Genomic DNA, 13,493 nt, shown 5'->3' on the forward strand with positions numbered 1-13,493 from the left:
GGCACGAGCTGTGCACAGCCGCGCAGCACGAGCCGTGCACAGCCGCGCGGACGGCTCAGACGGGGATGTGGACGGCTTCCCGGTCGCCGACGACGAGCCGCCGGTGCCATGCCAGGGCGCCCTGGTCGGTCAGGCTCGCGACCTGGTCGACGACCGCGCGCAGCCGTGCAGTGTCGTCACGCGCACCGCGCCAGTCGGCGGCGAAGCCCGGCTCGAGCGCTGACACGCCGCGGTCGGCGATCGCGTCGAGGAGCTCGGTGAGGATCCGGCGCTGGTCCTCGTACACGGGCTGCCGGTCGCCGTGGGTCATCACGAACGCGGCGACGATCCCCTTGAGCACGGCGATCTCGCCGATGATCTCCGGCGGGGTGACCACCGACGCGGCGAACCGGACGAGCGACCCGGACGCGTACGCCTGCCGGGTCGCCGTGGTGGCCGTCCTGGCGAACCGACCGATGAGCTGCGACGTCAGGTTCTTCAGGCGGGCGGCGTCCTGCCGGGAGCCGTCGTACGACGTCATCCACAGCGGCAGCGATCGCAGCCGGTCGAACGCCTCGAGGAGTTCGTCGCGACTGAGGTCGTCCCCGACCCAGGCGTGCATGGCGGACACGATGTCGTTCTCGCCGACGCGGTCCCCCAGCGCGGCGACGTCGATGAACCCGGCGACGACGGCGTCCTCGAAGTCGTGCACGGAGTACGCGATGTCGTCGGAGAGGTCCATCACCTGGGCCTCGATGCAGCGCTGCCGGCGGGGAGCACCTGCACGGAGCCACTCGAAGGCGTCGTGGTCGTCGTCGTAGAAGCCGAACTTGGTGCGTCCGGACGAGGACTCGGCGACACCCTGCGACGCCGGCCACGGGTACTTGCACGAGGCGTCGAGTGAGGCCCGCGTCAGGTTCAGCCCGTAGGCGCGGTCCGTATCGGGACCGGAGCCGTAGACCTTCGGCTCGAGCCGGGTCAGGAGCCGCAGGGTCTGCGCGTTGCCCTCGAAGCCACCGATGCCGGCGGCCCAGGCGTTCACCGCGGTCTCGCCGTTGTGGCCGAACGGCGGGTGGCCGATGTCGTGCGCCAGGCAGGCGGTGTCCACGACGTCGGGGTCGAGGCCGAGCGAGTCGGCGAGTTCCCGCCCGACCTGCGCGACCTCGAGCGAGTGCGTCAGGCGGTTCCGGGCGAAGTCGAGGCCGGTGGTCGGGCTCAGCACCTGGGTCTTGGCGGCGAGACGGCGGAGCGCACTGGAGTGCAGCAGCCGGGCGCGGTCGCGGGCGAAGTCGCTGCGGCGGTTGCCGTGTTCCTCGGGCAGCCAGCGTTCCGCGTCGGCCGGCCCGTACGAGCTCGTGGCGCTCATCCGCCGCTGTGGTGCAGCTCGGCGGCCGCGAGGACCTTGCGGAACTCGGCGTCGACGTCGCGGCTCTCGAGCCAGCGGTCGGGCAGTGCCGTGCGCTTGGGGTGTCCCGCACGACCACGGGGGCCTTCGGCGTCGGCACCCGGGTACGGCGCGTCGTGGTCGAGCTGTGCGAGCAGGTCGTCGATCTCCTGCAGGCTGGACGCCATGGCGAGCCCGGACCGGACGTCACCGCCGATCGGGTACCCCTTGAAGTACCAGGCGACGTGCTTCCGGATGTCCCGGCAGCCGTGTTCTTCGGACCCGAAGAACTCGACGAGGAGCTCGGCGTGCCGACGGAACCCGACCGCGACCTCTCCGAGGGACGGCATGTACCGCAGGCCCTCGCCCCGGAACGCCGCCGCGAGGTCGCCGAAGAGCCACGGCCGGCCGAGGCACCCACGCCCCACCACGACACCGTCGCAACCGGTCTCGTCGACCATGCGGAGCGCGTCGGCAGCCGACCAGATGTCGCCGTTGCCGAGGACCGGGATGTCGGTGACGGCTTCCTTCAAGGTCGCGATCGCGGACCAGTCGGCTTCGCCGGAGTAGTGCTCGTTCGCGGTGCGCGCGTGCAGCGAGACCGCGGCGACACCGGCGTCGCGCGCGATGCGTGCGGCGTCGATGTACGTGAGGTGGTCGGCGTCGATGCCCTTGCGCATCTTCACGGTGACCGGGACGTCACCGGCGGCACGGACGGTCTTCGTGACGAGCTCCTTGAAGAGCTCGGTCTTCCACGGCAACGCCGCTCCCCCGCCCTTGCGCGTGACCTTCGGCACCGGGCACCCGAAGTTCAGGTCGATGTGGTCGGCACGGTCTTCGCCGACCAGGATCGTCGCGGCTTCTGCCACCGTGTTCGGCTCGACGCCGTACAGCTGGATGGAGCGAGGGGTCTCGGACTCGTGGTGCTGGATGAGCTGCATCGACACCGGCGTGCGCTCGACCAGGGCGCGGGAGGTGATCATCTCGCAGACGTACAGCCCGGCACCGTACTCACGACAGAGCCGGCGGTACGCCATGTTCGTGATGCCCGCCATCGGCGCGAGCACGACGGGCACGTCGACCTCGATCGGGCCGATGCGCAGGGGCTTCCGGGGGGCTTGTGTGATCGTCATACGGGTTCCATTCTCCCACGTCGGCACGCGCCGGTAGCGTTCTCCCCATGACGACCGATGCCATCGCCCGATTCGACGCCGACGCCGCAGCCCGCGGACTCCGGGTCGAGGTGGTCGAACGACCGGCCGCGAACTCCCTCGCCGAGGCAGCAGACCTGCTCGGCATCACCCCGGGCGACATCGTCAAGACCCTGGTCGTCAAGCGCCACGACGGCGACTTCGTCTTGGCGCTCGTCCCGGGCGGCCGGAGCATCGCGTGGAAGAAGCTCCGAGCGCTCGTCGGCGTGAACAAGCTGTCGATGCCCGATGCAGCGACCGCGCTCCAGGCCTCCGGCTACGAACGCGGCACCATCACGCCCATCGGTGCGACCGGGGACCTGCCGGTCTTCGCCGACGAACGCATCGTCGGCCGCCGGGTCGCCCTCGGCGCCGGCCGCCACGGTGCGAGCGCGTTCGTGGACGCCGACGACCTGATCGCGGCCTACGGCGCGACGGTCGCGGACATCACCGACGAGGAACCCCAGCGCTGAGGCCGCGCCCCTAGTCGGGGACCTCTGACCAGTCGCCCTCCGCCCCGGGGACGAAGCACGAGTCGCCGTCGCAGACGACGGCGTCCGCCAGCAGGGGCTGCAGTCCCGGCACGGCCTGGAGGCTCGGCGCGGCCTGTGCGCGCACGTCGAGGTCCGTCATCGGGTCGCCTCCACGTCCGCGCTCGCGTCGTCCGCAGCGCGCTCGGTCGCCGCGGCCACTTCCTCCGGCGTCGACTCGCGCAGCGCGACGACCTGGCGGAGCACCTGCTCGAACGCCGCGGGGTCCTGCGCACCGGACACGCCGTACTTGCCGTCGATCACGAAGAACGGCACGCCGTTGATGCCGTACGCCTGGGCCTGCGCCTGGTCGGCACGGACGTCGGCGAGCTTGGCGTCGTCGCGCAGGGTCGCGAGCACCTCGTCGCGGTCGATCCCGACCTCGGCGGCCAGGTCGGCCAACGAGGACTCCTGTCCGACGTGTTCACCACGTTCGAAGTACGCCGCGAAGAGCCGCTCCACCATGTCGAGCTGCTTGCCGTGCTGCTTCGCCAGGTGGATGACCTGGTGCGCCTTCACGGTGTTGGTGTGGTGCATCGAGTCGAAGTCGTAGTCGAGCCCGACGGACGCCGCGATCCCGCTGACCTGGTCGAGCATCTGCTGCGCCTGGTCGACGGGCATGCCCTTGTGTCCGGAGAGGAACTCGGCCTCGGTGCCCTCGAAGTCCACCGGGGTGTCCGGGCTCAGTTCGAACGAGTGGTACTCGACCTCGACGTCGCCTCCGAACGCGCTGACGCCCGCCTCGAACTTCCGCTTGCCGATGTAGCACCAGGGGCACGCGATGTCGGACCAGACATCGACCTTCACGCTGTCGTTGCTCATGCTCAACGACAACGCGGCCGACCCCGGAGCATTCCCGGAGTCGACCGCGTCGGTGGTGCTCGGTCGTTACGCGCCGACGAGGCGCTGCGCGAGGTAGCCCTGCAGCTGGTCGAGGGCGACGCGTTCCTGCGCCATGGTGTCGCGTTCGCGGACGGTGACGGCCTTGTCCTCGAGCGTGTCGAAGTCGACCGTGATGCAGAACGGCGTGCCGATCTCGTCGTGGCGACGGTAGCGGCGGCCGATCGCCCCGGCGTCGTCGAAGTCGACGTTCCAGTTCTTCCGCAGGTCGTCGGCGAGCCCACGGGCGACCGGCGAGAGCTGCTCGTTGCGGGACAGCGGCAGCACCGCGGCCTTGACCGGGGCGAGGCGCGGGTCGAGACGCAGGACCGTGCGCTTGTCGACGCCGCCCTTCGCGTTCGGGGCCTCGTCCTCGTGGTACGCGTCGAGCAGGAACGCCATGAGCGCCCGCGTCAGGCCGAAGGACGGCTCGATGACGTACGGGACGTACTTCTCGTTGGCGGCCTGGTCGAAGTACCGGAGGTCCTTGCCGGAGGACTCGATGTGGTTGTTGAGGTCGAAGTCGGTGCGGTTCGCGACACCCATCAGCTCGCCCCACTCCGAGCCCTGGAACCCGAAGCGGTACTCGATGTCCGCGGTGGCGTCGGAGTAGTGCGCACGCTCGCCGTCCGGCACGTCGAAGCGACGGAGGTTCTCGGGGTCGATGCCGAGGTCCGTGTACCAGGCGATCGAGTCCGCGATCCACTGCTCGTAGTGGGTCTCGGCGTCGGCAGGCGGGACGAAGTACTCGATCTCCATCTGCTCGAACTCCCGCGTCCGGAAGATGAAGTTGCCGGGCGTGATCTCGTTGCGGAACGCCTTGCCGACCTGGCCGATGCCGAACGGGGGCTTCATGCGGCTGGTCGTGACGACCTGCGCGAAGTCGGTGAAGATGCCCTGCGCCGTCTCGGGACGGAGGAAGTTCAGGCCCTCCTCGGACTCGACCGGGCCGAGGTAGGTCTTCAGCATCCCGGAGAACTCGCGGGGCTCCGTCCACTGACCGCGGGTCCCGCAGTTCGGGCAGGCGATCTCCGCCATGCCACCCTCCGGTGCACGGTTCTTCTTCGCCTCGAAGGCCTCGATCAGGTGGTCCTCGCGGAAGCGGTGGTGGCAGTGCAGGCACTCGACGAGCGGGTCGGTGAAGGTCGCGACGTGGCCGGAGGCCTCCCACACCTTGCGGGGCAGGATCACGGCGGAGTCGAGCCCGACCATGTCGCCACGGCCGCGGACGAACCGCTGCCACCACTGGCGCTTGATGTTCTCCTTCAGCTCGACGCCGAGGGGCCCGTAGTCCCATGCGGAGCGGGATCCGCCGTAGATCTCACCCGACTGGAAGACGAACCCACGGCCTTTGGCGAGGGCGATGACCGAGTCGAGACGGGAGGGCTGAGCCAAGGAGAACTCCGTAAGGTCGCCGAGCTGGATGCCCGGTTCGGGAAACGTACCCGGCAAGACTAACGGCCCAGCACCGCCGCCACTGCGTCCACGTCCGACTCGTCGTTCCAGTGGTGGAACGCGAGTCGGAGTCGCCCCGCCCTGCCGGACGCCGTGATCCCCGCCGCGGTGAGCGCGGCCAACCCCGCGCCGGACGGATCCGGCACCGTCATCACGGCCTGCGACTGCCCGGCGACCCCGAGGCGGGCCGCCAGCCGGTCCGCCAGGCCGGTGCCGTGCCTCCAGACCGTGTCCATGTCGAGCGACGCGACGTGCCGCAGGGCGGCGACCGCCCCGGGCCAGGCCTGCCATGCCGGCGACACGTCGAACCGGCGGGCGTCGTCGGCGAGCCGCATCGCAGGGCCGTAGCAGGAGGACCAGACGTCCTCGCCGGCGTACCAGCCGGCCTGGATCGGGCGGAGCCACTCCTGGGCGGCGGCGGACACCGTCATGAACGCGACGCCCCGCGGCGCGCAGAGCCACTTGTAGGCGTGGGTGACGGTGACGTCGAACGGTGCGGCCGAGATCGGCAGGATCCCCGCTGCCTGGGTGAGGTCGCAGAGGGTCCGCGCGCCGACGGTACGGGCGGCGGCGACGACGGCGTCGTTCTCGGCAACCGCGCCGGTCGCCGACTGGACCGCCGACCACGCCACGAGTGCGGTGTCCGGGGTGACGGCCGTCGCGAGCGACGCGAGCGGGACGCTCCGGACACGGATCCCGCGGTGCGCCTGCGCGAGGAACGGGAAGACGATCGAGCTGAAGTCCCCGTCCGGGACGAGGACCTCGGCGCCGTCCGGCAGCGACGACGCGACGACCGCGGTCATCGCGGAGGTCTGCGAACCGGTCGCGACCCGGCCGGCATCGACGCCGACGATCTGCGCGAACAGGGCCCGCCCTGCTTCCACGAGGTCCCCGTACCGGATCGGACTCGATCCGCCGGTGCCCCACTCGTCGAGGTCGGCACGCATCGCCGCGAGGGTCCCCCGCGTCGGGAGCCCGGCGGTGCAGGCGGCGAGGTATCCGTGGCCGTCGACGAAGGAGTCCATGCGGATCATGTTCGTGTGCCCCGATCCATCACACCAGAGCAGGTCCCTTTGCAACGCCATAGCATTGCGTTATGGATGATCTCGACCCGCAGCTGCTCCGCGCGCTCCGAGCCGTCGCCGACGCCGGGTCGATCACCGGCGCCGCAGCCACGCTCGGGTACAGCCAGCCAGCCGTCAGCCAGCTCCTGCAGCGAGCCGAACAGCGACTCGGGCACGCGCTGCTGCTCCGGGGTGCACGCGGCGTCACCCTGACCGAGGCCGGACAGGTGCTCGCCGACCACGCGTTGCACGTGCAGGCAGCGCTGACCGCTGCACGGGAGGACCTCGACGCCGTCGGAGGGCTCGCCCGCGGACGCGTCCGGATCGCCGGCTTCCCGAGCGCCTCGTCGACACTGGTGCCCGCCGTGCTCGCGTCGATGGCGGCCGCGGTCCCCGGGGTCACGACGTCCTACGTCGAGGTCGAGCCGCCGGAGGCGCTCGAACTGGTCCGGCGCGGCGAGGTCGACGTCGCGCTGACGTTCACGTACGTGGGTGACGACGTCGCGACCGACGCCGGGCTCGTCACCCGGGCGCTGGGTCGCGATCCGCTCGCCCTCGTCCGACTCGCGCTCCTCCGGTCGGGAGGCCCGGGGCACGTCCGCCCCGCCGGCCCGGTCGGTGCCGTCGCCGGTTCCACGGCGGTCGATCTCGCCTCCCTGCGTGGTGCGCGCTGGATCGGCGGCTGCCCGCGCTGCCGCGGGCACCTGCTCGCCTCGTGCGCGAGCGCGGGGTTCGTACCGGACATCGTGCTCGAGACCGACAACGCGGCAGCGGTCGTCGGGCTCGTCGCGGCCGGACTCGGGGTGGCGCTCCTCCCCCGGCTGGCGCTCGCGACGACGGTGATCCCGCCAGGGGTGTCGATCGATCCGGTCGACGACGAGCTCGCGCGGCGCGTCGAGGTCGTCGTCGCTCGCGGTGCCGAACGGGTGCCGAGTGTCCGGGCGGCGCTCGATGCGGTGCGTGCGGCGGAACCCTTGCTGGCCTGACCCGGTGCGCGCCTGACCCGTGGTGTGTGTCCTGCGGCTACGCGGTGGGGGCGTCCACGGCGCCGCCGTAGCGGCGATCGCGGCTCGCGTACTCCTCGATCGCGCCCCACAGGTCGGAGCGTCGGAAGTCCGGCCAGAGACGATCGAGGAACACCATCTCGGCGTAGGCGGACTGCCACAGCAGGAAGTTGCTGGTGCGCTGTTCGCCCGAGCTCCGGAGGAACAGGTCGACGTCGGGCATCTCCGGCACGTACAGGCGCTTCGCGAGGGCCTTCTCGGTCACCTGGCTCGGCTTGAGACGGCCGGCTGCGACGTCCTCGGCGAGCGATCGGACCGCGTCGGCGATCTCGTTGCGACCGCCGTAGTTGACGCACATCGTCAGGGTGAGCACGTCGTTGCCCGCCGTCATCCGCTCGGCGGTCTCGAGTTCCTCGATGACGCTGCGCCAGAGCCGTGGGCGCCGTCCGGCCCAGCGGACGCGGACGCCCCACTCGTTCAGCTGGTCACGACGGCGGCGGATGACGTCACGGTTGAAGCCCATCAGGAACCGGACCTCTTCCGGGGAGCGCTTCCAGTTCTCCGTCGAGAACGCGTACGCCGAGATGTGCTTGACGCCGATCTGGATCCCGCCGGCGACGACGTCGAGCAGGGATGCCTCTCCCGCCTTGTGTCCCTCGATGCGCGTGAGCCCGCGACCGTTCGCCCACCGGCCGTTGCCGTCCATCACGATCGCCACGTGGTCCGGGACGAACCGCGCGGGGATCGCCGGGGGCGTCTCGCCGGTCCAGTCGATCGGCTTGAAGGACTCCGGTTCGACGGAACGACGGGGGCTCATGCGGTGCGGGTCCCTTCGGGGGCGCTGCGGTCGGGGGTCGGTGGCGGGGGTGCCGGGGTGGTCGCGACCGCCCTGGCCGTCGCTTCCGGTCCGCCGTGCGTGGTCGGAACCGGAACGGGGTACTCGGTGCGGTCGACGTGCGGCAGGGACTTCAGCGATCGTTCCAGGTGCCACTGGGCGTACGCCGCGACCACGCCGGAGGCCCGGGACCTGCTCCGTTCGTCGGCCGCGTCGACCGTGCGCCAGTCCCCCGCGAGCAGCGAGCCGAGGAGCGACAGCGTCGTCAGGTCGAGCCGGGGCGATCCGGGAGGCGCGGCCCCGTCGGCGACGACCCCGCCGAGCTGGACGACGAACGCCGAGTGCGGGCCGGGCTCCCCCGTGACCGCGCAGTCCGAGAACGAGGGCGCCCATCCAGCGATGCTCATCGCGCGGAGCAGGTACGAGTCGAGCGTCGCGCTCGGCACGTGCTCGCTGCGGGCGAGGGAACGGAGGGCACCGACGAGCAGCAGGTACTGCTGGAGTCCGGCGTCCGCCTCGCTCAAGCGATCGGCGGTCTCGACCATGGCGCTGGCGGCCGTGTACGCGCTGTAGTCGGCGACGATCTGCGCGCCGTAGGACCCGAGGGACTCCGCCTGGGTCACGATGTCGAGCGAGCGGCCCTCGTAGAACTGGGCGTCGACGACCATGAACGGCTCGAGCCTCGAGCCGAACTTCGATGCTGTTCGCCGGACGCCCTTCGCGACGGCGCGGATCTTGCCGTGCTGTCGGCTGAGCATCGTGACGATGCGGTCCGCCTCACCGAGCTTGTGGGTGCGGAGCACGACACACTCGTCCCGGTACAGCGGCATGCCCCCAGTATCCCCCGCGCCCCCGACACGGCGCGCCGCGCGCGGGGCTTCCGCGCGTGCCGCGGGTCCTTCCGCGTGGGAACGCGCCGGGTCGCACCCCCGCACGCACATCGCGCCCCGTCGTGACGGGGCGCGATGTGTGCAGCTGGGCGCGATCCGGCCCTCGGTGCGCCGGTGGCGTACCGGCTAGGCGGAGACGAGCTCCGGGGAGGCGCCGGCGGCAGCGCCCGCACGGACCGCACGGTTCACGGCGGACACGATCGCCTTGAGCGACGCGGTCGCGATGTCGGCGTCGATCCCGACGCCCCAGAGCCGCACGCCGTCGACGTCGAGTTCCACGTACGAGGCCGCCTTCGCGTCACCGGAGGCGCTCATCGTGTGCTCCGAGTAGTCGTACAGCGTGACGTCGACGCCCTGCTCGCGCATCACGGAGAGGAACGCGTCGATCGGGCCGGTCCCGACGGCATCGGCGTCCACCGATCCGTCGTCGACACGCATCGTGACGGCGAGCTTCGTGGTGCCGTCGAAGTCGCTCGAGGTCGCGGTCTTCGTGATCTCGTACCGCCCCCACTTGTCCGACTCGTCATCGGCCGGCAGGTACTCGTCGCGGAAGAGGTCCCAGATCTTCTCCGAGGTGAACTCGCCGCCCTCGGTGTCGGTGCGCTGCTGCACGACACCGGAGAACTCGATCTGCAGCTTGCGGGGCAGGTCGATCGCGTGGTCCGTCTTGAGCAGGTACGCGACCCCGCCCTTGCCGGACTGCGAGTTGACGCGGATGACGGCCTCGTACGAACGTCCGATGTCCTTCGGGTCGACGGGCAGGTACGGCACCGCCCACTCGACGTCGTCGATGCTCTTCCCTGCTGCGGCCGCCTTGGCCTTCATGGCGTCGAAGCCCTTGTTGATCGCGTCCTGGTGCGATCCGCTGAACGCCGTGTAGACGAGGTCACCGGCCCACGGCTGGCGCTCCGGCACGGGCAACTGGTTGCAGTACTCGACCGTGCGCTTGATCTGGTCGATGTCCGCGAAGCTGATCTCCGGGTCGATGCCCTGCGTGAACAGGTTCATGCCGAGGGCGACCAGGTCGACGTTCCCGGTGCGCTCCCCGTTGCCGAACAGGCACCCCTCGATGCGGTCGGCACCGGCCATGTACCCGAGCTCGGCGGCGGCGACGGCGGTCCCACGGTCGTTGTGCGGGTGCAGCGACAGGATCACGTCCTGCCGGTGGGCGAGGTGGCGTGACATCCACTCGATGGAGTCGGCGTAGACGTTCGGCGTCGCCATCTCGACCGTGGCCGGCAGGTTGATGATCACCTTGCGGTCGGGCGTCGGCTCGAAGACCTCCAGCACGGCGTTGCAGATCTCCAGCGCGACCTCGAGCTCGGTGCCCGTGTAGGACTCCGGCGAGTACTCGTAGTAGACCGTCGTGTCGTGCTGCAGCGTGGCCTCTGCGGCCTTGCAGAGCTTCGCGCCGGCCACCGCGATGTCGACGACGCCCTGCACGTCGGTGCGGAAGACGACCTCGCGCTGGACGATCGACGTCGAGTTGTAGAGGTGGACGATGGCCTGCTTGGCACCGTCGATCGCCTCGTACGTGCGCTGGATCAGGTGCTCGCGCGCCTGCGTCAGGACCTGGATCGTGACGTCGTCGGGGATCGCGCCCTCGTCGATCAGGCTGCGGACGAAGTCGAAGTCCGTCTGCGAGGCGCTGGGGAACCCGACCTCGATCTCCTTGTAGCCCATGCGCACGAGCAGGTCGAACATCGCACGCTTGCGCTCGGCGTCCATCGGGTCGATGAGGGCCTGGTTGCCGTCACGCAGGTCGACGGCGCACCAGCGGGGAGCGCGGTCGATGCGCTTCGTCGGCCAGGTGCGGTCGGGCAGTTCGACGGTGATCTGCTCGTGGAACGGGACGTACTTGTGGATCGGCATCCCGGAGGGGCGCTGCGTGTTCTGCATCGGTCGTTCGCTTTCGGTTCGTCAGGTGGTGTCGGCCGACGACGAGACTCCGCGACGAGGTGGGCCGGTGTGTCAGGCCTCGTCGCGGCAGCGAAGGAGGAGGAGCGCCGAGTACATAGCTCCTTCACCGTAGCACCGGTCCGCCTCGTGTGACGCGTCGGTTCCGCACCACCGGCACCGTCAGTCGACCGCGAGCGCCTCGGTCGGCGGGACGCGCATCGCGCGCCGGACCGGAGCGACGGTGGCGACCACCGCGAGGACGAGCGCACCAGCCACCACGATGACGATCGTGGTCGGCGGGAGCACCGGGCCGACAGGGTCACCGAGCGACCCGAGGAGCGTCTGCCCGCCGACCCATCCGTAGAACGTCCCGAGCACGAGCCCGGTGAGGACGGCCGCGACGACCATCTGTACGGCTTCCGTCACGATCATCCGACGCACCTGCGCACCGGTCAGCCCGAGCACACGCAGCAGCCCGAGCTCTCGCCGTCGCTGCAGCACGCCGAGCGCGAGCGCGTTGACGACACCCACCGCGGCGATCACCGCGGAGAACCCGACGATGACGCTGACGACGCCGTTCACCTGGACGAAGAAGTCGCGCATGCCCTGCAGCTGCTGAGGGCTCCCGCTCTGGAGCTGCCCGCGGAGCTGTGCTTCGAGCACCTGCTGCATCATCCCGAGCGCGACGGCGAAGGTGACGAGCAGGGTGACGCCGATCACGAGTCCGATCGTCGCCCGGGACGACCGGCCCGGCGCACGCATCGCGTTCCGGCCGGCGAGCAGCACCACCGGGTCCTTGGCACCGATGCGCCCGATCAGCGCCAGGACGGGCGGCATCACGATCGTCGCGCCGACGGCGATCCCGGCGAACGACACGAACCCGCCGAGTGCAGCAGGGAGGACCGCGAGCGGTGACGCGCTGCTCACGGCGAGTCCGACGAGCATCAGCGCTCCACCGCCGGCCATCAGCAGGATCGACCAGACTTTGCGTGCCGTGCCGGACCGGACGTCGTCGTGGCTCGGCTCGACGCTCGAGGACAGCGCCTGGAGCGGCGTGACCGTCAGGACTCGACGGGACCCCACCGCGAACGCGCCCCATGTCGCCAGCACGACCGCGACGATCGGCAGCACGAGCTGCCACGGGATGAGCGTGTACGACGTGTCGGGCAGGAACCCGTTGCCCCGGAGGACGGCGACGAAGAGCGCGGAGAGCCCGGTGCCGACGACCGCACCGGCGAGTCCACCCACGACACCGACGACGAGTCCCGCCCGGGTGATGCGGGACCGGAGCGTCGCGCCGGTGGCACCGACCAGGCGCTGGAGCGCGAGGACCCGCGTCTGCCCGGCGATGAGCGTTGCGCAGGTGTTCGCCGTGACGATGGCCCCGACGTACAGTGCGATGCCGAGGAACAGCCAGCCGATCACGTCGAGGATCGCCTTGATCGGGCCGAGGTCGGAGAGGCCGGCGGCCGTCAGCGCCTGGGTGACGATGCCGGGTGCGATGACCAGGGCGGAACCGAACGTGGTGCCGAGCGCGGCGACCAGGACGGTGGGCGAGAAGTCGCGGATGGCGTTCACGCTGCTGCCTCCATCCCCAGCATGGTGGTCGAGATGTCCGCGGCGCTCATCGCCGGGCGGTCCCCGACGATGCGGCCGTCCGCGAGGAAGAGGATGCGATCGGCGTTGGCGGCCGCGACCGGGTCGTGGGTCACCATGACGACGCTCTGCCCCCACTCGGCGACGGCACCGCGGAGGATGCCGAGCACGTCGCGCCCGGTCCGGGAGTCGAGTGCGCCGGTCGGCTCGTCGGCGACGACCACCGCCGGACGCGATGCCAGCGCGCGTGCGATCGCGACCCGCTGCTGCTGACCGCCGGACAGCTGGTGCGGCCGGTGCGTCAGGCGGTTGCCGAGTCCGAGCATCTCGACGAGCCGGTCGATCCACGCGGACTCTTCCGCTGAGGGCTTGTGCCCGCCGAGCAGGAACGGCAGCCGGATGTTCTCGGCGACGTCGAGCGTCGGGACGAGGTTGAACGACTGGAACACGAACCCGAGTCGACGTCGACGGAGTTCGGTGAGCTCCTTGTCACCGAGCTGCGTGATGTCGGTGCCGTCGATCTGGATGTGCCCCCCGGACACCGTGTCGAGGCCGGCTGCGACGTGCATGAGCGTGGACTTGCCGGAACCGGACGGGCCCATCACCGCGGTGAACTCGCCGGCGCCGATGTCGACGCTGACGTCGTCGAGCGCCGTGACGCGGCGCGCGGCGTCGCCGTAGTGCTTGGACACGTGGTCGAGGCGGATGATCGGTGCGTGGCTGGTGGTCATGCATCCACCTTGACGATCAGGAGGCCCGGTCCGCGTCGGTCCGTCGGCTCCCGTGGA

13 protein-coding genes are annotated in these 13,493 nt (G+C 70.8%); 2 read left to right on the forward strand and 11 right to left on the reverse strand.

What is annotated here, in order from left to right:
* Nucleotides 1-55 precede the first annotated feature (55 nt).
* The gene (locus tag ACEN9V_RS03480) at nucleotides 56-1,345 is read right to left on the reverse strand and encodes a deoxyguanosinetriphosphate triphosphohydrolase (RefSeq protein ID WP_413602150.1); all 1,290 of its coding nucleotides are present in this window, start codon (nucleotides 1,343-1,345) and stop codon (nucleotides 56-58) included.
* On the reverse strand, nucleotides 1,342-2,496 hold the full coding sequence (gene dusB, locus ACEN9V_RS03485; RefSeq protein ID WP_402728489.1) for a tRNA dihydrouridine synthase DusB: 1,155 nt from the start codon (nucleotides 2,494-2,496) through the stop codon (nucleotides 1,342-1,344). Before dusB ends, ACEN9V_RS03480 begins: the two co-directional genes overlap by 4 nt.
* A 47-nt stretch (nucleotides 2,497-2,543) precedes the next feature.
* On the opposite strand from dusB, the gene ACEN9V_RS03490 reads away from it, so the two are divergent.
* Complete coding sequence (locus tag ACEN9V_RS03490) at nucleotides 2,544-3,026, forward strand: aminoacyl-tRNA deacylase (protein WP_402728488.1); 483 nt, start codon at nucleotides 2,544-2,546, stop codon at nucleotides 3,024-3,026.
* 10 nt (nucleotides 3,027-3,036) lie between these two features.
* Here the strand turns inward: ACEN9V_RS03490 and ACEN9V_RS03495 are convergent, their stop codons facing one another.
* From ACEN9V_RS03495 to ACEN9V_RS03510, 4 genes are all read right to left on the reverse strand, one after another.
* Nucleotides 3,037-3,186 carry a hypothetical protein gene (locus ACEN9V_RS03495; RefSeq protein ID WP_281264251.1) on the reverse strand — a complete coding sequence of 50 codons (150 nt, stop codon included), beginning with the start codon at nucleotides 3,184-3,186 and terminating at the stop codon, nucleotides 3,037-3,039.
* Nucleotides 3,183-3,905 (reverse strand): DsbA family protein, encoded by a 723-nt coding sequence (locus ACEN9V_RS03500; RefSeq protein WP_413602151.1) that lies wholly within the window; start codon nucleotides 3,903-3,905, stop codon nucleotides 3,183-3,185. Before ACEN9V_RS03500 ends, ACEN9V_RS03495 begins: the two co-directional genes overlap by 4 nt.
* A gap of 66 nt (nucleotides 3,906-3,971) precedes the next feature.
* Complete coding sequence (locus ACEN9V_RS03505; RefSeq protein ID WP_281264249.1) at nucleotides 3,972-5,357, reverse strand: glycine--tRNA ligase; 1,386 nt, start codon at nucleotides 5,355-5,357, stop codon at nucleotides 3,972-3,974.
* Nucleotides 5,358-5,416: 59 nt separating this feature from the next.
* Nucleotides 5,417-6,442, reverse strand: a complete 1,026-nt coding sequence (locus ACEN9V_RS03510) for an aminotransferase class V-fold PLP-dependent enzyme (RefSeq protein ID WP_413602152.1) — start codon at nucleotides 6,440-6,442, stop codon at nucleotides 5,417-5,419.
* 71 nt (nucleotides 6,443-6,513) lie between these two features.
* Between ACEN9V_RS03510 and ACEN9V_RS03515 the strand changes: the two genes are divergently transcribed.
* The gene (locus ACEN9V_RS03515) at nucleotides 6,514-7,467 is read left to right on the forward strand and encodes a LysR family transcriptional regulator (RefSeq protein WP_413602153.1); all 954 of its coding nucleotides are present in this window, start codon (nucleotides 6,514-6,516) and stop codon (nucleotides 7,465-7,467) included.
* 37 nt (nucleotides 7,468-7,504) lie between these two features.
* On the opposite strand, the gene ACEN9V_RS03520 is transcribed toward ACEN9V_RS03515, so the two are convergent.
* From ACEN9V_RS03520 to ACEN9V_RS03540, 5 genes are all read right to left on the reverse strand, one after another.
* Nucleotides 7,505-8,302 carry an isoprenyl transferase gene (locus ACEN9V_RS03520; RefSeq protein ID WP_413602154.1) on the reverse strand — a complete coding sequence of 266 codons (798 nt, stop codon included), beginning with the start codon at nucleotides 8,300-8,302 and terminating at the stop codon, nucleotides 7,505-7,507.
* Nucleotides 8,299-9,150, reverse strand: coding sequence for a DNA repair protein RecO (gene recO / locus ACEN9V_RS03525; protein WP_413602155.1), 852 nt, complete (start codon nucleotides 9,148-9,150; stop codon nucleotides 8,299-8,301). Before recO ends, ACEN9V_RS03520 begins: the two co-directional genes overlap by 4 nt.
* 186 nt (nucleotides 9,151-9,336) lie before the next feature.
* On the reverse strand, nucleotides 9,337-11,109 hold the full coding sequence (leuA, locus tag ACEN9V_RS03530; protein ID WP_413602156.1) for a 2-isopropylmalate synthase: 1,773 nt from the start codon (nucleotides 11,107-11,109) through the stop codon (nucleotides 9,337-9,339).
* A 180-nt stretch (nucleotides 11,110-11,289) separates the two neighbouring features.
* Complete coding sequence (locus tag ACEN9V_RS03535; protein ID WP_413602157.1) at nucleotides 11,290-12,687, reverse strand: ABC transporter permease; 1,398 nt, start codon at nucleotides 12,685-12,687, stop codon at nucleotides 11,290-11,292.
* A complete protein-coding gene (locus tag ACEN9V_RS03540) occupies nucleotides 12,684-13,436 on the reverse strand; it encodes an ABC transporter ATP-binding protein (protein ID WP_281264242.1) in 753 nt (250 codons plus the stop codon). The genes ACEN9V_RS03535 and ACEN9V_RS03540 overlap by 4 nt, the downstream gene beginning before the upstream one ends.
* Nucleotides 13,437-13,493 lie beyond the last annotated feature (57 nt).

Origin of the sequence: Curtobacterium sp. Curtsp57 (assembly GCF_047324335.1) — a bacterium.
GTDB lineage: Bacteria > Actinomycetota > Actinomycetes > Actinomycetales > Microbacteriaceae > Curtobacterium.

Coding starts and splice junctions, on each gene's coding strand:
- ACEN9V_RS03480 (WP_413602150.1), bottom strand. CDS start 1,345: ATGAGCGCCACGAGCTCGTACGGGCCGGCCGACGCGGAACGCTGGCTG.
- dusB (WP_402728489.1), bottom strand. CDS start 2,496: ATGACGATCACACAAGCCCCCCGGAAGCCCCTGCGCATCGGCCCGATC.
- ACEN9V_RS03490 (WP_402728488.1), top strand. CDS start 2,544: ATGACGACCGATGCCATCGCCCGATTCGACGCCGACGCCGCAGCCCGC.
- ACEN9V_RS03495 (WP_281264251.1), bottom strand. CDS start 3,186: ATGACGGACCTCGACGTGCGCGCACAGGCCGCGCCGAGCCTCCAGGCC.
- ACEN9V_RS03500 (WP_413602151.1), bottom strand. CDS start 3,905: ATGAGCAACGACAGCGTGAAGGTCGATGTCTGGTCCGACATCGCGTGC.
- ACEN9V_RS03510 (WP_413602152.1), bottom strand. CDS start 6,442: ATGGACTCCTTCGTCGACGGCCACGGATACCTCGCCGCCTGCACCGCC.
- ACEN9V_RS03515 (WP_413602153.1), top strand. CDS start 6,514: ATGGATGATCTCGACCCGCAGCTGCTCCGCGCGCTCCGAGCCGTCGCC.
- ACEN9V_RS03520 (WP_413602154.1), bottom strand. CDS start 8,302: ATGAGCCCCCGTCGTTCCGTCGAACCGGAGTCCTTCAAGCCGATCGAC.
- recO (WP_413602155.1), bottom strand. CDS start 9,150: ATGCCGCTGTACCGGGACGAGTGTGTCGTGCTCCGCACCCACAAGCTC.
- leuA (WP_413602156.1), bottom strand. CDS start 11,109: ATGCAGAACACGCAGCGCCCCTCCGGGATGCCGATCCACAAGTACGTC.
- ACEN9V_RS03540 (WP_281264242.1), bottom strand. CDS start 13,436: ATGACCACCAGCCACGCACCGATCATCCGCCTCGACCACGTGTCCAAG.